The sequence below is a fragment of the Blastomonas sp. SL216 genome, assembly GCA_026625625.1.
Taxonomy (GTDB): domain Bacteria; phylum Pseudomonadota; class Alphaproteobacteria; order Sphingomonadales; family Sphingomonadaceae; genus Blastomonas.
Window position 1 is genome coordinate 1,475,681 of sequence record CP113055.1, and the last position, 15,407, is coordinate 1,491,087.

The 15,407-nt window shown below is 65.1% G+C and carries 20 protein-coding genes; 7 read left to right on the top strand and 13 right to left on the bottom strand.

The features are described from left to right. Positions 1 to 22: 22 nt before the first annotated feature. On the bottom strand, positions 23 to 544 hold the full coding sequence (locus OU999_07015; protein ID WAC24928.1) for a DOMON-like domain-containing protein: 522 nt from the start codon (positions 542 to 544) through the stop codon (positions 23 to 25). Positions 545 to 776: 232 nt separating this feature from the next. Between OU999_07015 and OU999_07020 the strand changes: the two genes are divergently transcribed. After that, positions 777 to 1,718: a fatty acid desaturase family protein gene (locus tag OU999_07020; protein WAC24929.1), complete on the top strand. Its 942-nt coding sequence runs from the start codon at positions 777 to 779 to the stop codon at positions 1,716 to 1,718. A 9-nt stretch (positions 1,719 to 1,727) separates the two neighbouring features. On the opposite strand, the gene OU999_07025 is transcribed toward OU999_07020, so the two are convergent. From OU999_07025 to OU999_07035, 3 genes are read right to left on the bottom strand one after another with little or no spacing between them, the layout of a single operon-like run. Next, positions 1,728 to 2,297 carry a type 1 glutamine amidotransferase gene (locus OU999_07025; GenBank protein ID WAC24930.1) on the bottom strand — a complete coding sequence of 190 codons (570 nt, stop codon included), beginning with the start codon at positions 2,295 to 2,297 and terminating at the stop codon, positions 1,728 to 1,730. A gap of 57 nt (positions 2,298 to 2,354) precedes the next feature. Continuing rightward, positions 2,355 to 3,335, bottom strand: a complete 981-nt coding sequence (locus OU999_07030) for a magnesium and cobalt transport protein CorA (protein ID WAC24931.1) — start codon at positions 3,333 to 3,335, stop codon at positions 2,355 to 2,357. Continuing rightward, on the bottom strand, positions 3,332 to 4,924 hold the full coding sequence (locus OU999_07035; protein ID WAC24932.1) for a lysine--tRNA ligase: 1,593 nt from the start codon (positions 4,922 to 4,924) through the stop codon (positions 3,332 to 3,334). Before OU999_07035 ends, OU999_07030 begins: the two co-directional genes overlap by 4 nt. 43 nt (positions 4,925 to 4,967) lie before the next feature. Between OU999_07035 and OU999_07040 the strand changes: the two genes are divergently transcribed. Genes OU999_07040 through OU999_07050 form a run of 3 tightly spaced genes read left to right on the top strand, consistent with a single transcriptional unit; the run spans position 4,968 to position 8,882 of the window. After that, the gene (locus OU999_07040; protein WAC24933.1) at positions 4,968 to 7,805 is read left to right on the top strand and encodes an ATP-dependent DNA helicase; all 2,838 of its coding nucleotides are present in this window, start codon (positions 4,968 to 4,970) and stop codon (positions 7,803 to 7,805) included. Then, entirely contained in the window at positions 7,802 to 8,347 is a 546-nt protein-coding gene (locus OU999_07045) for a histidine phosphatase family protein (GenBank protein WAC24934.1), read from the top strand. The genes OU999_07040 and OU999_07045 overlap by 4 nt, the downstream gene beginning before the upstream one ends. A 4-nt stretch (positions 8,348 to 8,351) precedes the next feature. Beyond that, the gene (locus OU999_07050) at positions 8,352 to 8,882 is read left to right on the top strand and encodes a GNAT family N-acetyltransferase (GenBank protein ID WAC24935.1); all 531 of its coding nucleotides are present in this window, start codon (positions 8,352 to 8,354) and stop codon (positions 8,880 to 8,882) included. 9 nt (positions 8,883 to 8,891) lie between these two features. On the opposite strand, the gene OU999_07055 is transcribed toward OU999_07050, so the two are convergent. The 5 genes from OU999_07055 to rpmF all read right to left on the bottom strand — a co-directional run bounded on the left by OU999_07055 (position 8,892) and on the right by rpmF (position 11,962). Beyond that, entirely contained in the window at positions 8,892 to 9,266 is a 375-nt protein-coding gene (locus OU999_07055) for a MerR family transcriptional regulator (GenBank protein ID WAC24936.1), read from the bottom strand. Then, entirely contained in the window at positions 9,259 to 9,558 is a 300-nt protein-coding gene (locus OU999_07060) for an integration host factor subunit alpha (protein ID WAC24937.1), read from the bottom strand. Before OU999_07060 ends, OU999_07055 begins: the two co-directional genes overlap by 8 nt. 118 nt (positions 9,559 to 9,676) lie before the next feature. Further along, on the bottom strand, positions 9,677 to 10,669 hold the full coding sequence (locus OU999_07065) for a ketoacyl-ACP synthase III (GenBank protein WAC24938.1): 993 nt from the start codon (positions 10,667 to 10,669) through the stop codon (positions 9,677 to 9,679). Continuing rightward, positions 10,666 to 11,736, bottom strand: a complete 1,071-nt coding sequence (gene plsX / locus OU999_07070; GenBank protein WAC25372.1) for a phosphate acyltransferase PlsX — start codon at positions 11,734 to 11,736, stop codon at positions 10,666 to 10,668. The genes OU999_07065 and plsX overlap by 4 nt, the downstream gene beginning before the upstream one ends. Positions 11,737 to 11,785: 49 nt before the next feature. Continuing rightward, positions 11,786 to 11,962, bottom strand: a complete 177-nt coding sequence (gene rpmF, locus OU999_07075) for a 50S ribosomal protein L32 (GenBank protein ID WAC24939.1) — start codon at positions 11,960 to 11,962, stop codon at positions 11,786 to 11,788. Positions 11,963 to 12,181: 219 nt separating this feature from the next. Between rpmF and OU999_07080 the strand changes: the two genes are divergently transcribed. Further along, positions 12,182 to 12,580 carry an MAPEG family protein gene (locus OU999_07080; protein ID WAC24940.1) on the top strand — a complete coding sequence of 133 codons (399 nt, stop codon included), beginning with the start codon at positions 12,182 to 12,184 and terminating at the stop codon, positions 12,578 to 12,580. 48 nt (positions 12,581 to 12,628) lie between these two features. Here the strand turns inward: OU999_07080 and OU999_07085 are convergent, their stop codons facing one another. From OU999_07085 to OU999_07100, 4 genes are read right to left on the bottom strand one after another with little or no spacing between them, the layout of a single operon-like run. After that, positions 12,629 to 13,306, bottom strand: a complete 678-nt coding sequence (locus OU999_07085) for an MBL fold metallo-hydrolase (GenBank protein ID WAC24941.1) — start codon at positions 13,304 to 13,306, stop codon at positions 12,629 to 12,631. A gap of 37 nt (positions 13,307 to 13,343) precedes the next feature. Continuing rightward, positions 13,344 to 13,727 (bottom strand): helix-turn-helix transcriptional regulator, encoded by a 384-nt coding sequence (locus OU999_07090; protein ID WAC24942.1) that lies wholly within the window; start codon positions 13,725 to 13,727, stop codon positions 13,344 to 13,346. A gap of 9 nt (positions 13,728 to 13,736) precedes the next feature. Next, the gene (locus tag OU999_07095; GenBank protein ID WAC24943.1) at positions 13,737 to 13,991 is read right to left on the bottom strand and encodes a type II toxin-antitoxin system RelE/ParE family toxin; all 255 of its coding nucleotides are present in this window, start codon (positions 13,989 to 13,991) and stop codon (positions 13,737 to 13,739) included. 45 nt (positions 13,992 to 14,036) lie between these two features. Continuing rightward, the gene (locus OU999_07100) at positions 14,037 to 14,732 is read right to left on the bottom strand and encodes a peptidase S24 (protein ID WAC24944.1); all 696 of its coding nucleotides are present in this window, start codon (positions 14,730 to 14,732) and stop codon (positions 14,037 to 14,039) included. A gap of 128 nt (positions 14,733 to 14,860) precedes the next feature. On the opposite strand from OU999_07100, the gene OU999_07105 reads away from it, so the two are divergent. Both OU999_07105 and OU999_07110 read left to right on the top strand, forming a co-directional pair. Then, positions 14,861 to 15,046, top strand: a complete 186-nt coding sequence (locus OU999_07105) for a hypothetical protein (protein ID WAC24945.1) — start codon at positions 14,861 to 14,863, stop codon at positions 15,044 to 15,046. Continuing rightward, on the top strand, positions 15,043 to 15,375 hold the full coding sequence (locus tag OU999_07110; protein ID WAC24946.1) for a hypothetical protein: 333 nt from the start codon (positions 15,043 to 15,045) through the stop codon (positions 15,373 to 15,375). Before OU999_07105 ends, OU999_07110 begins: the two co-directional genes overlap by 4 nt. The last annotated feature ends 32 nt before the right edge of the window (positions 15,376 to 15,407 follow it).

Here is a 15,407-nt window from a genome sequence, read left to right on the forward strand (position 1 = left end):
GCTTTATAAACGTGCGGGTTCTTTAGCCCAGCCGCGCGGCAAAACAATCGGGGTGATGAAAATCGGGCTTTCCGGCAGGATGGACAAGCGACCAGTAGCTCTTGCTGCCGTCTTTCGCCTCGATCACCGCAGTGATGGCAAGCCGCCAGGGTGCGGGGCCAAGCAGGTCGGCCAGCCCGGTCAGGTCGAACGTGGCGCGCCAGCAGCCGCCCTCACCTTCAATGACCGGATCGGTCGGCAGGGCGAGGTCGCGCATCCCGGCACGGTAGTCGTCGAACGCATAGGCGGCCCAGGCACCCGAGGGAGCGAGGTTGAACTCGGAATAGGTGGGACCGGTGGTCGATCCGATAAACGCCTCGAAGCAACTGTGCTGCCAGAGGCCATCGGTGCGGCCCTGTGCCGGGGCGGGCCAGAGGATGCGGCCTTCGGGGTCGGTGACGTGATAGGCGATGGCGAGCGCCTGGTTTTCCCATATGGACCAGTCAACCGAGAGCGCGAGGCCATCGGGTGCGGCGAAATCGGGATGGGGATGTAGTTGCGACATACTGACAGCATTTCAGACCAACCACCCGCAGTTCAACCTCTTTCGTCATTCCCGCGAACGCGGGAATCCCGCTTCTGCGCTGACAGAGAGGAAGAAGCGGGACCCCCGCCTTCGCGGGGGTGACGAGTTGGGGCGATAAGGAGCCAAGCGAAAATGACGGAGTTGGCGGGGGATGAAGACGCTGCTAGACTGACGCAAACGTAAAGCGCGGACAGCGTATCGGGAGAGCATCATGGCGCTGGTCAAGGCCGCCAATCCATCGCAGATTTTCGGGCGCGAGGTGTTTCGTGACCTCACGGCTGTGTCGCGCTGGAAAGGCCTGGCATTGGTCGCGCACGCATGGGTGGTGATCATCGCGCTCGCCTGGTGCGCGGCCTATCTGGGTACATGGTGGGCTTGGGCGATCGCGGTCGTGCTGATCGGCGGGCGGCAGCTGGGCCTGGCGATCCTGATGCACGAGGGTGCGCACGGCCTGCTGCATCCCAATCGCGCCGTGAACAACTGGGTCGGCCAATGGGTCACCGGTGTACCGATGGGGACCGATCTGCACGCCTATCGCACCTATCACCTGACGCATCACCGTTATACGCAGCAGCCGGAGGACCCGGACCTGTCGCTGTCCGCGCCTTTCCCCACCACCCGCGCCAGCCTGGTGCGCAAGGTGTTTCGCGATCTTACCGGCCAGACGTTCATCAAGCAGCGCGGCGCGCAGCTCGCCATGGCGATCAAGGGCTTCGCGCCGGGTGCCAAGGAGCAGAATCTGTTCATCGGAAAGGTGACGCTGCGTTTTCTGGGCGCGCAGATCGTGCTGCTGGCGCTGTCGTTCGCCACGGGCCTGGGCGCGCTGCCCTGGCTGATCTGGATGCTCGCGATGGCAACGACGTTCCAGCTGTACTTGCGCATCCGCAATATCGCCGAACATGCCTGCACGACCACGGGCAGCGAAGACCCGTTCACTCACGCGCGCACCACCTATGCGGGCCTGCTGGAGCGCGCGACGGTTGCGCCCTACTGGGTCAATTTCCACAGCGAGCACCATCTGTTCATGGGCGTGCCGTGCTACAATCTGCCCCGCGCACACCGCATGCTGGTCGATGCGGGACATGCCGGGCGGATGACCATCGCGCCCGGCTATGCCACGGTCCTGCGGCAGGTGGTAAAGCCTGCCGCCTGACCTTTCGGGTCACACCATTTCGGTGCGTGCGCCCGCCTTTTCGCTGACCATGTCGGCGATCGCCTTGCTGAACGCGGGCAGATCATCGGGGCAGCGGCTGGTGATGAGGTTGCCGTCCACGGCCACTTCCTGGTCGACGACATGCGCGCCGGCATTCTTGAGATCGGTGCGGATTGACTTGTAGCCGGTCAGCGTGGCGCCCTTGGCAAGGCCCGCCTCGACCAGCAGCCACGGCGCGTGACAGACGGCGGCGATCGGCTTGCGCGCATCGGCGAACGCCTTGATCAGCGCCATCGCCTCCTCATCGACGCGCAGCAGATCGGGGTTGATCTGGCCGCCCGGAAGCACCAGCGCGTCATGTTGCTCGACCCGCGCGCCCGAAAGCGGTGCATCGACAGTGACGCTCTGGCCCCAGTCATCACCCTTCCATCCCCTGATCTCGCCGCTTTCGGGCGAGACGATGGTGACGTTGGCGCCAGCGGCCTTGAGGTCGTCGCGCGGCTGGATGAGTTCGGATTCCTCGAAACCATGGGTAGCGAGGATGCAGATATTGCGGCCGGAAAGATCGGGAAGGCTCATGGGGGTTCTCCGTAATGGGGTTTCCCTTACCCTACGGATGCGGCCCGAACGCGTTCCCTAAAGCCACTTGGCCCATTTGAAACGGACATACAGCCCGATGCAGATCGTCACCATCGCGCCGACCACGACGAAATAGCCGTAGCGCCAGCGCAGTTCGGGCATGAACTCGAAATTCATCCCGTAAATCCCGGCGATCGCGGTGGGCACGGCCAGGATCGCGGCCCAGGCGGCGAGCTGGCGGGTGATGACGCCCTGGCGCTGCTGTTCGAGCAGGCCGCTCGTTTCGATCACCGATGTCAGCGTATCGCGCAGGCCGGCGACGCGATAATCGGCGCGGCGGACATGATCGTGCAGGTCGCGGAAATAGGGATGTATGTCGGTATCGATCTGCGGCAGCTCCAGATGCATGCAGCGGTTGGCGACATCCTGCATCGGGCTCAATACGCGCTGCAGCCGGAACAGGTCGCGGCGCAGCGAGAACAGCTGCGAGGTTTCCTGCTTGTTGAGAAACGCATCGAGCGCGCGGTCCTCGATACCCAGCACCCGGTCCTCCAGCGCGTCGATCACCTCCAGATAGCCATCGACGATGAAATCGAGGATCGCATGCAGCACGAAATCCGCGCCACGCTTCAGCAGCCGCGGCGTCGCCTCCAGCTTGTGGCGCACGGGGCTGTGGTCACGCAGCGAGCCATGGCGCACGGTGACGATGAACTGGCGGCCCATGAAGACCGCGGTATTGCCATAGGTGATCGCGGTGTTGCTGTCGCTTTCATCCAGATGCACGGTGCGCGCGACTGCGAACAGATGCTCGCCATAAGGCTCGATCTTGGGCAGGTGCCGCCGGTCCAGCGCATCCTCCACCGCCAGCGGATGCAGACCCAGTTGCGATTGGATCGGCATCAGCTCGGCCTCGGTGGGCTCATGCAGCCCGATCCACAGCAGGTCTGCCGGATCGTCGAGCGGCGGCAGCGGCTGGCTCAGGTCCAGATCGCGCGCCAGCTCGCCATCGCGGTACAGGCGCGCGGCGATGACGGTCATGCAGCCTCGACCGGTCGGCCGAGCGCCTCGGCGATCAGCTTGCGGGTGTTGGCAATGCCGTAGAGCGCGATGAAGCTGCCCATGCGCGGGCCCTGCTCGCTGCCCAGCAGTGTCTCGTACAAGGCCTTGAACCAGTCGCGCAGGTTGCCGAAGCCATAGGCCTCGTCCTTGCCGATGGCATAGACGATGTTCTGGATATCCTCGGCAGAGGCATTCTCGGGCAGCTCGGCCAGCTCATTGTCCAGCCGGGTCAGCGCGTCGATTTCCTTGCCCTCGGGCCAGCGGCGCTTGAGCGTCGGCGCGATGAAATCGCGGCCATAGTTCACCGCATTCTCGATCAGCCCGTCGAGCTCGGGATGCGTTTCGGGCGACACGCCAGGCGCGTATTTCTGGACAAAGCCCCAGACGAGATCCTTGTCGTCCATCCCGGGCAGGCTGACGACATTGAGCAGCAGGCCGAAGCTGACCGGCGGGCTGCCTTCGGGCACCTCGCCTGCGTGAATATGGTGCGCCGGATTGCCCAGGCGCTTGTCCTCGTCCTGCGTATGCCAGTTGTCGCGGAACTGGAAATATTCGTCGACCGCGCGCGGGATCACGCCCAGATGCAGCTGCTTGGCCGCCTTGGGTTCACGGAAGATATAGAAGGCTAGGCTGTTCTCGCTGCCATAGCGCAGCCAGTCCTCGATCGACAGGCCGTTGCCCTTGGACTTGGAGATCTTCTCGCCCTTTTCGTCGAGGAACATCTCGTAGATCATGCCCTCGGGCTTCTGGCCGCCCAGCACGCGCGCGATCTTGCCCGATTGCACGCCGCTGTCGGTCAGGTCCTTGCCGTACATCTCGTAATCGACGCCAAGCGCAACCCAGCGCATGGCCCAATCGACCTTCCACTGCAGCTTCGCGCCGCCCGCCAGCACCGATTGCTCGATGGTCTCGCCCTCGTCCGTGAAGCGCACAATCCCGGCATCGGCATCGACCACCTCGACCGGCACCTGCAGCACCACGCCCGACTTGGCGCTGATCGGCATGATCGGCGAATAGGTCGCGGCGCGTTCGGCGCGCAGCGTCGGCAGCATGATGTCAAGGATCGCCTGATAGTTGCGCAGCACCCCGCGCAAGGCATCGTCAAACGCGCCGCTCTGGTAGCGCTCGGTCGAGGACACGAACTCGTAATCGAAGCCGAACTGGTCGAGAAACGCGCGCAGCATCGCGTTGTTGTGATGCGCGAAGCTTTCGAACTTGCCGAACGGATCGGGGATCTGGGTCAGCGGCTTGCCCAGATGCGTCCGCAGCATGTCCGGGTTGGGCACATTGTCGGGCACCTTGCGCAGGCCGTCCATATCGTCGCTGAACGCCACCAGCCGCGTTGGCGCGCCGCCGGTGAGGGTCTCATAAGCGCGGCGGACGAGCGTGGTGCGGAACACCTCCTGGAACGTGCCGATATGCGGCAGGCCCGAGGGGCCATAGCCGGTTTCGAACAGCATCGGACCTTGCGCATCGGGCTTGCCGGCCGGATAGCGTTTCATCAGCTTGCGCGCTTCCTCGAACGGCCATGCCTTGGATCGCATTGCTGCCTCGCGATACGCGCTCACACGTGTTTCCTTTTCGTTCCGATGTCGCCATATAGGGCGGGTGATGATCGCTTCCCTAAACTTTCCAGCCCTGCATGCAAGCCATAGCGCGATCTGGTTCGCGCATCCGGGCGAGCCTGCGGTGCGCATCTCCAAGGGCGAAGCGATCAGCCGCGCGGCGGAGACTCCGCTGATCATGCTCAACGCGCCTCTGGTGGCGCAGCGCCTGGGCTATCCCGAGCTTTCGGGCCTCGATCTGCTCGAGCTGTTCGCGTTCATCCACCCCGCCCAGTTCATGGTGCCGACGCCGATGGGGCTGGTGCGCGCACTCAAACTCCCTTTCCCCTTCAGGGGGGAGGGTCGGGGAGGGGGGCACGCGCCGGAACTCGCGTTGCAGTCCCCTCTCCCAACCCTCTCCCCTGAAGGAGAGAGGGCGGATAGTCCCCTCCCCGAATCCGCCATTCCGGCCCTGCTCCATGCCGCCGCCGAGGCGCTGATCGCGACGCTGGAGCGGCCCGACTGGCCGCAGCGCGAAGGGGCGTGGACCGGGCTGCAGGCGCTGGCGCGGCTGCGCTGGCCATGGGCGGGCGTTGCTTCAAAAGCGTTGAAACAGCCCGAAAAGGCCGAACGCTGGCTGTTCTCGCGGCTACCCGAATGGGAGGAGCAGCAGCCCCGCCCGCAACCCCGCCAGATCACGCTCGCCGAAGCCGATGCCGAAGCGCAGCTCGAGGCGCTGACCGGCACGGGGGCGGAGCGGCGCGAAGGCCAGCGACAGTTCGCGCGCACCGCCGCGCACATCTTTGCCCCGCGCGAAAAGCGGCAGGAGCCGCACATGCTGCTGGCAGAAGCGGGAACCGGCATCGGCAAGACCTTGGGCTATCTCGCCCCCGCCTCGCTCTGGTCGCATGGCGCGGGCGGCACGGTGTGGATTTCCACCTATACCAAGGCGCTGCAGCGGCAATTGTCGCGCGAGACCGAGCGCATCTACGGCTCCGAGGCCGATTTCCGCAAACGCGTGGTCATCCGCAAGGGCCGCGAGAATTATCTGTGCCTGCTCAACCTTGAAGATGCCCTGCAGGGCGGTTTCCAGAACCGTGCCGCCGTGCTGGCGCAGCTGGTCGCGCGCTGGGCCGCGTACAGCCGCGATGGCGATATGATCGGCGGCGATCTGCCCGGCTGGCTGACCACGCTCTTCCGGCGCGCGGGCGTCACCGCGCTCACCGACCGGCGCGGCGAGTGCGTCTATGCCGGCTGCCCGCACTATCGCAAATGCTTCATCGAGCATGCCGCGCGCTCGAGCCAGAATGCCGATCTCGTCATCGCCAACCATGCGCTGGTGATGGTCAACGCGGCGCGCGCGCGCGAGCAGCAGGGCCGCCCGACGCGGATCATCTTTGACGAGGGCCATCATCTGCACGATGCCGCCGATTCGATGTTCGCGGTGGCGCTGACCGGCCAGGAAACGGTCGAGATGCGCCGATGGGTGATGGGGCCGGAGGGCAAGTCGCGCGGACGCAGGCGGGGCCTGGCCGCGCGCCTGTCCGATGTCGCGTCCTATGACGAGCTGGGCGGCCGCGCGATCGAGGCGGCACGGATCGCCGCAGAGGCGCTGCCCGGCGAAGGCTGGCTCGCGCGCATCCGCGAAGGCGCGCCTTCGGGCGAGATCGAACAGCTGCTCGCCGCGATCCGGGGCACCGTCTATGCGCGCGACGAGAGCGGGGCGGAGGATGCCGGCTATGGCCTGGAGACCGAGCTTGCCGAACTCGATGGTCCGCTGATCGCCGCCGCGCTCGATGCCGCCCGCGCGATCGATGCGCTGCACGGGCCGCTGGTCGCGCTTGGGCGGCGGCTGGAAGTGCTGACCGAAGACCCGCCCGACTGGCTCGACGGCCAGGCGCGCGCGCGCATCGAAGGGGCGCTGGCATCGCTCGGCTGGCGGATCGACCTGCTCGCCGCCTGGGCCGCGCTGCTGGGGCGCATCGGCGGGCCGACCGATCCCGATTTCGTCGACTGGCTGGCGCTCGACCGGGTGGAGGGGCGCGAATATGACATGGGGCTGCACCGCCGCTGGCTCGACCCCGGCAAGCCGCTGGCCGAGGCCGTGATCAAGCCCGCGCATGGCGTGCTGGTGACCTCTGCCACGTTGAAGGCGGGCGAGGACTGGGGCCCTGCCCTCACCCGCACCGGCGCGGTGCATCTGGAAAAGACGCCCGAACTGTTCGAGGCGCGCAGCCCGTTCGACTATGCGACCCAGGCCGAGGTGCTGATCGTCACCGACGTCAGGAAAGGCGACATGGCCGGGCTTGCCGGAGCCTATGGGCGGCTGATCGAGGCCGCAGGCGGCGGCGCGCTCGGGCTGTTCACCGCGATCAAGCGGCTGCGCGCGGTGCATGGCCGCATCGCCGACCGGCTCGCGCAATCGGGGCTGCCGCTTTACGCGCAGCATGTCGACCCGATGGAAACGGGGACGCTGGTCGATATTTTCCGCGACGATCCGCGCGCCTCGCTGCTGGGCACCGACAGCTTGCGCGACGGGGTGGATGTGCCCGGCGACTCGCTGCGGCTGGTGATCATGGAGGGCGTGCCCTGGCCCAAGCCCGATATCCTGCACCGCGCCCGGCGCGCGGCGGGCGGCGGCACGAAATATGACGACATGATCATCCGCGCGCGGCTGGCCCAGGCGTTCGGGCGACTGATCCGCCGCGCCGATGATCGCGGGCGTTTCGTCATGCTCTCTTCGGCCTTCCCGTCGCGCCTGCTCAGCGCCTTCCCGCCGGGCACGCCAGTGCGACGCGTGACGCTTTCCGAAGCTTTACAAGCGGTGCAATCTGGCGTTTCTGCGCAGGCGAACCAGGGCGCGCGATTCGATCCCGTGACGGGATCGGGGGGAGAGATGCAATGAAAAGGCTGACCTTGCTGCGGCACGCCAAATCGGACTGGCTGGACCGCAGCCTGCGCGATTTCGACCGTCCGCTCAACGCGCGCGGGATGAAGGGTGCCAAGGCCATGGGGCTGTACGCGGCCGAGAAGAAGATGGTGTTCGACGCCGTCGTCGCCTCGCCCGCCGTGCGCGTGACCGAAACGATCGACCATTTCGAAGCCGCTTATGGCCAGACGCTGCACCCCGATTGGGACCGCCGCATCTACCTCGCCTCGTCGGTGACGCTGATCGACGTGCTGCGCGGCGTCGATGACAGCGCGAACCATGTACTGATGGTGGGGCACAATCCGGGGCTCGAGGATCTGGTGTTCGATCTTGTCCCCGATGACGGTTCCAGCCCGTTGCGCGATGTGGTGGAGGAGAAGTTCCCCACCGCCGCGCTCGCCATCATGGAACTGGGCATCGATCGCTGGGCCGATCTGGACAACCGCACCGCCAGGCTGATCGAAGTGACCCGCCCGCGCGATCTGGACCCCGATCTGGGGCCGCAGGACGACGACTGACATCATGGCAACGACACTGCCCGAAACCCGCCTGCGCCGCGCGGGGCCGGACGATGCTGCCAAGCTGGCGCTGCTGGGTTCTGCGACCTTCCTCACCGCCTTTGCGCATGACCATCCCGGGCAGGCGCTGATCGATCATTGCGCGATCGAGCATGGCGCAGCGCGCTATGCCGGATGGCTGGACAAGCCCGCTTACGCCTTCTGGCTGATCGAGACCCTGATCGGCGCGCCGGTTGGCTATGCGATGCTGAGCCCGCCTGAACTGGACATCAGCCCCGATCCGGGCGCGGTGGAACTCAAGCGCATCTATGCCCTGTCCGGCTGGCAGGGCGCAGGTCTGGGGCAGCGGCTGATGGAAGCCGTGATCGACGAGGCGCGCGCACGCGGCGCGCCGTCGCTGTACCTGTGCGTCTATACCAACAATCCCGATGCGCAGCGCTTCTACGCCCGGTTCGGGTTCGAGAAGGTCGGGCAGCAGCAATTCATGACCGGCAACGTGCCGTTCACCGACTGGATCATGCGCAAGGCGCTGTAAGCTTCCGGATCAGGCGCTGGCGAGCGCTGCTGCCAATCGGTCGCGAATGGCGCGCAGGCCCTGGATGTCCACCGAAGAACCCGTCGGTGCAGCCGAGGGTGCGGGCGCCGGTGTTGCCGGGGCCTTGCCCGCCAGATACTGGCGCGCGCCGCGTACGGTGAATCCCTCGCGGTTGAGCAGCCGATCGATCGTGCGCAGCATCTCGACATCCTCTGGCCGGTAATAGCGGCGGCCACCCGCGCGCTTCAACGGCTTGATCGTGTCGAACTGCGCCTCCCAATAGCGCAGGATATGCGGCTTGACCCCCAGCTCGGTCGAAACCTCGCCGATGGTGCGCATCGCACCTTCGGCCTTGCTGGCCGGGGGCGAGAGCGGATCAGTCACCCGCCATGATCCTTTCCTTCATGATCTGGCTGGCGCGGAAGGTGAGCACGCGGCGCGGCGTGATCGGCACTTCAACCCCGGTCTTGGGATTGCGCCCTACCCGCTCGCCCTTGTCGCGCAGCAAGAAGGTGCCGAAGCCGGAGATTTTCACGTTCTCGCCGCGCTCCAGCGCATCGGTCATGTGGTTGAGCACCGATTCCACCATTTGTGCGGCATCGGCGCGCGACAGGCCGAGCTGATGGTTGATTGTGTCGGCCAGATCGGCCCTGGTCAAAGTCCCCACCGAACGCATCGCCCCGTCTCCTAACCCGCTAAGGCGCGGAGAGTAGCGGATCGGCGATATAATGGCAAATCGGGGCTATGTAAAAACAGTGCGAATTGAGCGCATTGAACGACAAAATTGCGTGAGGTTAATAGCGGACTACGGCCGCACCCCAGGTAAGCCCGCCACCCATCGCTTCCAGCACCAGAAGGTCGCCGCGCTTGATCCTGCCATCGCGCACCGCGGTGTCGAGCGCCAGCGGGACCGAGGCAGCCGATGTATTGGCATGCTGATCGACAGTGACCACCACCTTTTCGGGCGACAGGTTCAGCTTGCGCGCGGTCGCATCGAGGATGCGGGCATTGGCCTGGTGCGGCACCACCCAGTCGACATCGGCGCTGGTCATCCCGACGCGGTGCAGCACCTGCTCCATCACTTCTGCGAGATTGACGACTGCATGGCGGAACACCTCGCGCCCCTTCATCCGCACCTTGCCGACCGTGCCGGTGGTGGAAGGTCCACCGTCGACATAGAGCAGGTCGTGATGGCGGCCATCGGCATGCAGTTCTGTGGTCAGGATACCGCGCGGCGCGGAATCATCGGCTTCCGACGTCTCCAGGCCCAGCACGACTGCGCCCGCGCCATCGCCAAACAGCACGCAGGTGCCACGATCTTCCCAGTCGAGAATGCGGCTGAAGGTCTCTGCGCCGATCACCAGCGCCTTGCGCGCCATGCCGGTGCGCAGCATGCTGTCAGCGACGCTGAGCGCATAGAGAAAGCCCGAGCAGACCGCTGCGACATCAAATGCCATGCCGCCGGTCATGCCGATGGCGGCCTGCACCTTGGTCGCGGTCGCGGGGAAGGTGTGGTCGGGCGTGGCCGTTGCGAGCACGATCAGGTCGATATCCGCGCCCTTGAGGTCGGCTGCCGCCAGCGCTGCGCGTGCCGCGCCAATCGCCAGCGTTCCGGTGGTCTCTTCCGGCGCGGCAATATAACGCGCCTTGATGCCGGTGCGCTCGGTAATCCATTCGTCCGAGGTATCGACGGTTTCGGCCAGTTCGGCATTGGTGACCCGTCTGGCGGGCAGCGCCGATCCCGTGCCCAGAATGACACTGCGTTCTGCCGGGCCTTGATGGTTCATTTGGGAAATTCGCCCGATCCGTTGGAGGCGACGCCGTTGCTGGCGATCGCGCTGGTATCAAAATCCTTGAGCACATCGCCGATGCGCTGGGTGATATTGTCCTCGACCAGCCGTGCGGCGACCTCGACCGCATTGGCCACGCCCTTGATGCTGGCCGATCCATGGCTTTTCACCACAACGCCGTTCAGCCCCAGGAACACCGCGCCATTATGGTTGTTGGGATCGAGATGGTGCTTCAGCAGTTCGGTCGCCGGGCGCGAGATCAGGAAGCCGATCTTGGATCGGAGCGAGGACTGGAAGCTGCGCTTGAGCAGGTCGGTGACGAAGCGCGCGGTGCCTTCCAATGCCTTCAGCGCGATATTGCCGGAAAAGCCGTCGGTCACGACGACATCGACATCGCCGCGCGAGATCTTGTCCGCCTCGGTAAAGCCCTGGAAATGCATCGGCAGATGCGTGGCCGCGCGCAGGGCAGCCGCGGCATCGCGCAGCGCTTCGGTGCCTTTGGATTCCTCGGTGCCGATATTGAGCAGCCCGGTGCGGGGCTTTTCGAAGCCGAAGATGATCTGCGAATAGACCGCGCCCATGATCGCGAACTGCACCAGATTGCGCGCGTCGCATTCGGTGTTCGCGCCCAGGTCGAGCATCACCATGTCGGTGTCTTCGAGCGTCGGCAGCAGCGCGGCGAGCGCGGGCCGGTCGATGCCGGGCATCGTGCGCAAAGCCAGTTTGGACATCGCCATCAGCGCGCCGGTGTTGCCGGCGCTGACAGCAGCGCTGCAATCACCGGACTTCACCGCCTGGATGGCGAGGCCCATCGACGAGTTCTTGGACTTGCGCAGCGCCTGGCTCGGCTTGTCCTCACCCTTCACCACCTCTTCGGTGTGAAGGATTTCGGACGCAGCGCGCAGATTGGGGTGATTATCCAGGCCTGCCTTGATCTGCTGTTCGTCGCCGACCAGCAGAAAGGTGAAGCTGTCATGGCGGTGGCGAGCCTCGGCCGCCCCACCCAGCATCACGCGCACGCCTTCATCACCGCCCATCGCATCAATCGCGATCCGCGGCTTCATCGGCACCGGTTAATCCCCCTGAAAAAGTGCAAAGACCGTCTGAAAAGGATCAGGCGACTTCGAGCACCTCACGGCCGTTATAATGGCCGCATGCGCCGCAGACATGGTGCGGGCGCTTCAGTTCACCACAGTTGGAGCATTCGCTGAACGCATCGATGGTCAGCGAATCGTGGCTGCGACGCATGCCACGCTTGGAGGGCGAAGTTTTTCTCTTAGGAACAGCCATGGCAGCCTGCTTACCTTAAATTGCTTGTCAATCAATGCGATGCTGCCAGGTCATTCCATCAGGAAGCGACTGGCGCGGCCTGACGGGAGAGCGACAAGGCCCATTCGCGTGCGAAGGCGGGGCTATAGCGAAAATATCGTGCGTTGCAAGCTTTGTCGCGCTAATCCGCCACCGAAAGCGCCGCTGCGATGAGCCGGTGCACCAGAGGGGACGAACCACATGAACCTGCCGCTGACACTGACCATGGCCGCTGCCGCCGGATTGATCAACATCTGGCTCGCCATCCGCATCGGCCAGGTGCGCACCAGCCAGAAGGTGAGCGTGGGCGACGGCGGCAATGAATTCGTCATCCGCCGCATGCGCGCGCAGGCCAATTTCGTCGAGTTCACGCCCTTCGTGCTGATCCTGATCGGCGCACTGGAATGCTCTGGCTATGCCGCAACCTGGCTGTGGGTGGTCGGCATCGTCTACATGATCGGCCGCCTGGCGCATGGCCTTGGCATGGATGGCGGCGCGTTCGGCATCGGCCGCACGCTCGGCACGATCACGACGCTGCTGACGCTGCTCGGCCTTTCCGGCTATGCGGTCTATGTCGCGAGCGTGCTGCCGGTGGCTTGAGGGGCGCGCCGCCCCACTCTCCCCTGCCGCTTGCGGGAGGGGAGAGAGTTAAGCCAGCACGTGGTCCGCGACGAAGCCGTTGCGCTGGCGCTCGAAACCGAAATTGCTGGTAGGCCCATGGCCAGGCACGAACACCGTGTCATTGCCCAGCGGCCAGAGCTTCTGGGTGATCGAATCGATCAGGTCCTGGTGATTGCCGCGCGGAAAATCGGTGCGGCCGATCGATCCCTGGAACAGCACATCGCCCACGATCGCGAGCTTCGACGGCGCGTGGTGAAACACGATGTGCCCCGGCGTGTGCCCCGGGCAATGGATAACGTCGAGCACCAGATTGCCGACGGTGACGGTATCGCCATCCTTCAGCCAGCGATCGGGCTCGAACACCGATCCGGCAATCCCATAATTGCGGCCATCGTCATCGAGCCGCGAGATCCAGAACCGGTCTTCCTCATGCGGCCCCTCGATGGTGAGGCCGAGTTCCTTCGCCAGCGTGCCGGTCTCGCCGCAATGGTCGATATGGCCATGCGTCACCAGCAGCTTTTCCAGCGTAACCCCGGCCTGTGCCACCGCGGCCTTGAGCTTGGGCAGATCGCCACCCGGATCGACCAGCGCCCCCTTCATCGTCTCGGTGCACCAGAACAATGTGCAGTTCTGCTGCAGCGGCGTCACCGGAATGATCGCGGCACGAAGCGGCGGCTGGGCGGGATTTGCGGATGCGTCGGTCATGCCAAGCTATGTGGCAAGGATGGCGGATGGGTGCAAGTCAGTCGTCTTCGATCGACCAGAGCGGTGCCTCGAGCGCTGTCGCGATTGCCCGGCGCAGCTTGGCGGCTCCGCGCGACGCGCCGGATTCGATCTTGCTCAGCCAGACCTGGCTGCATCCGACCTTCGCCGCAAGTTCGGCCTGAGACAGGCCGCGATATTTGCGCCATGCGCCAATCGGCGACATCTCGTCGTTGAGGATGAAAGCGAGCACTTCACCCGGCATGCCCCCCTCGCCCTGGCGGAGACGTTCGAGTTGGAGGGTGGCGGCGATCACATCCTCGGCATCTTCGGCCAGTTCGCGCAGGCGCTCGAACTCGTCTGCGGTCAGCACGACCATCCTGGTGCCATCGGGCGCAGTAAAATGCTGCGGTTCGTATCCCATTACCCAACCTCAATCATAAGCGCTGCCGCGCGAGGCGACCCGGACCACGTGCACGACAACCATGTCCTGGTTGAAGATCACCCGCCAATCGCCAACCCGCAAGCGCCAAAGCCGCTCTTCGCCCTGCAGCCGCTTGACCTGATTGGAAAGGCTGGCCGGGTCCTCTGCATATTGCGCCACCTTCGCCTGAATGCGTCTGGCGGTCGCATTGTCGATCGATCGCAGGGTCTTGAGCGCATCGCGGGCATAGATGATCTGACGCACGCCCAACACTATAACGAAACGTACAAAAAACCAATAACCAATCGTTTAAACCCGCCGCCCCGCCCAGATCACGCGACCGACGATATGCACGCTCTCCGGCGCCAGATCGGGGAAGCTGGGGTAGAGCGCATTGTCCGAGGTCACTGACAATCGCCCATCGGGACGGAACGCCAGCCGCTTGACGATTAGCGCGTCGTCCATGCGCAGCACATGGATGCCGTCGCGGCGGGGCGTGCCGGTGCCGCCGTGCATCGCGACCAGAATGTCGTCGCCATCGCTGAGCGTCGGGGCCATGGAATCGCCCTCGACGCGGATCATCGTCACTGCGTCCGATCCTGCGCCCAGACGCCGCAGCCAGGCCTCGTCAAAGGCAATCTCGGCAATAGGCGCCTCGTCATCGGCCAGCGCTCCAGGGCCTGCCGATGCCCCCACCGCGAGGCGCGGGATCAGCCGCATGCGCTGAGGCAGGCTGCGGAGTGCACCGCTGCGCGCCGGGCCGCGCATTGCCCTGCCCTGCCCTGGCGCAAGCGCCGCGTCAGGCGCGCCGAGCGCCTGTTCGCTGACGCCAAAGAATTGCGCGAGGATCCGCCGGTCGCGTTCGTCGAGCCTTTTGGGCGTGCCGCGCTTGATGAATTGCTGGATATAGGCGGAATTCTTGCCGAGCAGCTGCGATACCCCGGCAAAGCTCACCCCACGCGCCGCGATCAATCGTTCCAGCGTCTGGCGAACATCCTGTTCCATAATGGACATATAGCATCTCGGCCGATTTTCTCAAGGATATTTCCTACAACCCACGAATCGCTTATAGGATTATTCCTACGACTGTCCTGCGGGCCCTGCCCCGCCCCACGGCCCAAGGGAGAATGCCGATGCCGCTGCTGCGCCTGGTCGAGAAATTCCTGCGCGAAACGGGGATGCCGCGCACCCGTTTCGGCCGCCTCTCCGCGCGCGATCCGCGCCTGGTCGATGATCTGCGCCGGGGACGCGAGCCGCGCGAGGCCTTGCGGAATCGGATAGAACATTTCATGAACATATATCGACAGGAGCAGGCATGATTCACCAGAAAATCCGCCACGACCCCGCCACCGCGCTGATCCGCGCCGTGCTGACGCTCGCCCGGGGCCAGGCGCAGCTGGAGGAGCATCGCGGCACCAGCTGGGCCAGCGCGACCTTTACCGGGATGCGCCATGTGATGCGCGTCTCGCTATTGGGAGAGACGGGCGTGCGCACCGGTGCATGGCTGGTCGGCACCCTGCCCGACCACGAATTCCATATCGCCGGTCATCTTGTCGCGGACATCACCGTCAGCGAGATTCATCGTCGCGCCGAAGGCACGCCCAGGATGACGCTGACCATCGAGGCGCTGACGGTCGAGGCGGACTGACGTCCGCCTCTCCCCCTCCCCCTATCTCAGAA

Bases quoted from the DNA above. Each gene is read 5' to 3' on its own strand.
- OU999_07015 (WAC24928.1), bottom strand. From the start codon at position 544: ATGTCGCAACTACATCCCCATCCCGATTTCGCCGCACCCGATGGCCTC.
- OU999_07020 (WAC24929.1), top strand. From the start codon at position 777: ATGGCGCTGGTCAAGGCCGCCAATCCATCGCAGATTTTCGGGCGCGAG.
- OU999_07025 (WAC24930.1), bottom strand. From the start codon at position 2,297: ATGAGCCTTCCCGATCTTTCCGGCCGCAATATCTGCATCCTCGCTACC.
- OU999_07030 (WAC24931.1), bottom strand. From the start codon at position 3,335: ATGACCGTCATCGCCGCGCGCCTGTACCGCGATGGCGAGCTGGCGCGC.
- OU999_07040 (WAC24933.1), top strand. From the start codon at position 4,968: ATGATCGCTTCCCTAAACTTTCCAGCCCTGCATGCAAGCCATAGCGCG.
- OU999_07045 (WAC24934.1), top strand. From the start codon at position 7,802: ATGAAAAGGCTGACCTTGCTGCGGCACGCCAAATCGGACTGGCTGGAC.
- OU999_07050 (WAC24935.1), top strand. From the start codon at position 8,352: ATGGCAACGACACTGCCCGAAACCCGCCTGCGCCGCGCGGGGCCGGAC.
- OU999_07060 (WAC24937.1), bottom strand. From the start codon at position 9,558: ATGCGTTCGGTGGGGACTTTGACCAGGGCCGATCTGGCCGACACAATC.
- OU999_07065 (WAC24938.1), bottom strand. From the start codon at position 10,669: ATGAACCATCAAGGCCCGGCAGAACGCAGTGTCATTCTGGGCACGGGA.
- plsX (WAC25372.1), bottom strand. From the start codon at position 11,736: ATGAAGCCGCGGATCGCGATTGATGCGATGGGCGGTGATGAAGGCGTG.
- rpmF (WAC24939.1), bottom strand. From the start codon at position 11,962: ATGGCTGTTCCTAAGAGAAAAACTTCGCCCTCCAAGCGTGGCATGCGT.
- OU999_07080 (WAC24940.1), top strand. From the start codon at position 12,182: ATGAACCTGCCGCTGACACTGACCATGGCCGCTGCCGCCGGATTGATC.
- OU999_07085 (WAC24941.1), bottom strand. From the start codon at position 13,306: ATGACCGACGCATCCGCAAATCCCGCCCAGCCGCCGCTTCGTGCCGCG.
- OU999_07090 (WAC24942.1), bottom strand. From the start codon at position 13,727: ATGGGATACGAACCGCAGCATTTTACTGCGCCCGATGGCACCAGGATG.
- OU999_07100 (WAC24944.1), bottom strand. From the start codon at position 14,732: ATGGAACAGGATGTTCGCCAGACGCTGGAACGATTGATCGCGGCGCGT.
- OU999_07105 (WAC24945.1), top strand. From the start codon at position 14,861: ATGCCGCTGCTGCGCCTGGTCGAGAAATTCCTGCGCGAAACGGGGATG.
- OU999_07110 (WAC24946.1), top strand. From the start codon at position 15,043: ATGATTCACCAGAAAATCCGCCACGACCCCGCCACCGCGCTGATCCGC.